This window comes from Paenarthrobacter sp. Z7-10 (assembly GCF_026932795.1).
Classification (GTDB): domain Bacteria; phylum Actinomycetota; class Actinomycetes; order Actinomycetales; family Micrococcaceae; genus Arthrobacter_M.
This window is the reverse complement of the sequence record NZ_JADPVH010000126.1, coordinates 1-1,436: the sequence shown is the minus strand read 5'-3', so window position 1 is coordinate 1,436 and position 1,436 is coordinate 1. Positions and strand designations below refer to the sequence as shown.

The window sequence follows — 1,436 nt, the reverse complement described above, 5'->3', positions numbered from 1 at the left end:
ACTAGTAGTACTTTGTTATGTTGGTGCTCGTTGTCGGCAGTGGGGGCAGTAACCAAGCCATCCGGCGAGAACTCGTTGGAGTTCCCTGATGATGCCGTACAGGCTCAGGCTGCCCCAGCTGCTTTTGGGTTCTTGAGCCGCAGTCTGGTGATGAAGAGGTGGGCGGCGGTGACGAGCGTGACGCGGCGGTGCCAGCCGGTGAAGGTCCGTCCTTCGAAATGGGAGAGCCCGAGTCCGGTCTTGAGTTCGCGGTAGTCGTGCTCGATGCGCCAGCGCATTTTTGCGAGCCGGACGAGGGTCTTCAAGGGCGTGTCGGCGGGGAGGTCGCTGAGCCAGTAGTCGGTCGGTGCGGGCTCGTTGGTCGGCCATTCGGCGAGCAGCCACTGTTCGGGCAGGGACCCGTCTTCGTTCAGCGGTATGTCGCGGTTGGCGGGGCGGATGCGCAGGGCGAGGAAGCGTGATTTCATGGCCGCGGTCCGGTTTCCGGGGCCGGTCCTGGTGCCGTGGCGCCAGGTGGCCTGGTGCAGCTGTCCGCGGCCTGCAGCGAGGGCAAGGTCCCGCAGCGGGGAGGGTCTGTCCCGGTACCGGTCCGCACCGCGGGGTCCCCGTCCGCTGTAGGGTGCGGGTTCGGGTACGGCCGCCGCGGGGTGGGCGCTGGTGGAGGCCTTGACCGCGAGCACGTACGGGATGGACCGGGCTTGCAGTCCGAATCGGAACGCGGTGATTTCCCCGTAGCCGGCATCGGCCACGACCACCGGCGGGGTGATCCCCCATACGAGGGCCTCATCGATCATTTCCAGCGCCTGGGACCATTTCGTGCGGTGCCGGACCGTGTCCGGGATCCCCGCCCGCTCCCGCCGGGCTTCAATGGATGCGGCGTCCTCGTTCGTCTCCGCGCAGGTATCGTCCCAGGCCTCGGGGACGAAGAGCCGCCAGTTCAGCGGGCAGGACGCCGCGTCCGTGGCCGCGTGGAGGCTGACGCCGATCTGGCAGTTCCCGATCTTGCCCAGCGTGCCCGAATACTGCCGGGCCACGCACGGGGAGGCCGGCCCGTCCTTCTTGAACCCGGTGTCATCAATAACCCAGGCCTCGGGCCCGACCGTCTCCACCGCCAAGTTCGCCAGCCGCCGCCGCACCGGCTCCACCGCCCACGACGACGAGGAGACGAACTGCTGCAGCTGCTGGTAGTCCACGCCCAGACGCTCACCCATCGGCTGCATCGACTTACGCCGGCCATCAAGCATCAGCCCCCGCAGATACAGGCTGCCCTTGGCCCGCTGGTCCTTGCGCGGCAGCGATCCGAAGACCTCCGCAACGTAGTCCTCCAGCTCAAGGCGCACGGCCGCGATCTCGTCGTCCCTCATAAACCGAAATTAACAGACCCGACCGAAGATTAAAAGAGCAACACCCAAAAACCTAACAAAGTACTACTAGTG

Annotated in this window: 1 protein-coding gene; it reads right to left on the bottom strand. The window is 66.2% G+C overall.

All coding sequences use genetic code 11. The features are described 5' to 3' along the window. Positions 1-104: 104 nt before the first annotated feature. Positions 105-1,364, bottom strand: a complete 1,260-nt coding sequence (locus IV498_RS18710) for an IS701 family transposase (protein WP_269048579.1) — start codon at positions 1,362-1,364, stop codon at positions 105-107. Between the last annotated feature and the right edge of the window lie 72 nt (positions 1,365-1,436).

Coding starts and splice junctions, on each gene's coding strand:
- IV498_RS18710 (WP_269048579.1), bottom strand. CDS start 1,364: ATGAGGGACGACGAGATCGCGGCCGTGCGCCTTGAGCTGGAGGACTAC.